The sequence below is a fragment of the Flavobacterium sp. FG19 genome (assembly GCF_057809475.1).
Genome location: NZ_JBMDKA010000084.1, coordinates 1 through 518, shown reverse-complemented (window position 1 = coordinate 518; position 518 = coordinate 1). Strand labels below are relative to the sequence as shown.

General features: G+C 38.4%; 1 protein-coding gene and 1 pseudogene. One reads left to right on the top strand and one right to left on the bottom strand.

The features are described from left to right. Window positions 1–109: 109 nt before the first annotated feature. Window positions 110–259: pseudogene (locus ACODST_RS27840) on the top strand (RHS repeat-associated core domain-containing protein); the annotation flags it as partial. A 14-nt stretch (window positions 260–273) separates the two neighbouring features. Here ACODST_RS27840 and ACODST_RS27835 read toward each other — a convergent pair. Continuing rightward, window positions 274–518, bottom strand: a 245-nt coding sequence (locus ACODST_RS27835) for a hypothetical protein (RefSeq protein WP_488935352.1), incomplete at its 5' end; no start/stop codon positions are given.

The following is a 518-nucleotide window of genomic DNA, read 5'->3' as shown; positions in this document are numbered from 1 at the left end:
AATGCTATTTTAAAGATTTATTTTTGGATTTAAGCAGTAAAACAGTAAGTTTATCTTCAAAAATCATGTTCTTGAAATTGTTGTATTTAACAGGTAAAACCTTGTAAAAATAGTCGCAAACCCTTATAAGTATAAATACAACGGGAAAGAGCTTCAAGACGAGCTGGGGCTTAACTTCTACGACTACGGTGCACGTAATTATGACCCTGCACTTGGTCGCTGGATGAACATTGACCCATTAGCAGAGAAATCTAGAAGATTTAATCCATATACTTACGCACTTGATAATCCTGTGTATTTTATTGACCCTGATGGGATGATGGCTTCCCCACCACCAGATTGGTTTGTTAACCGAGAAACTGGCGCTGTAGTCCATGTTGAAGGGAAATCTTCGCTAACACAGGCAACAGCTAATAAAATTGGGGCAGGTGATGCAAAAAAATATGACAGACTAGGAGCTGATTGCAAATTCCGGTGATATTGATCACCCCATTCCAATTTAAAGTGAGCACCTGATT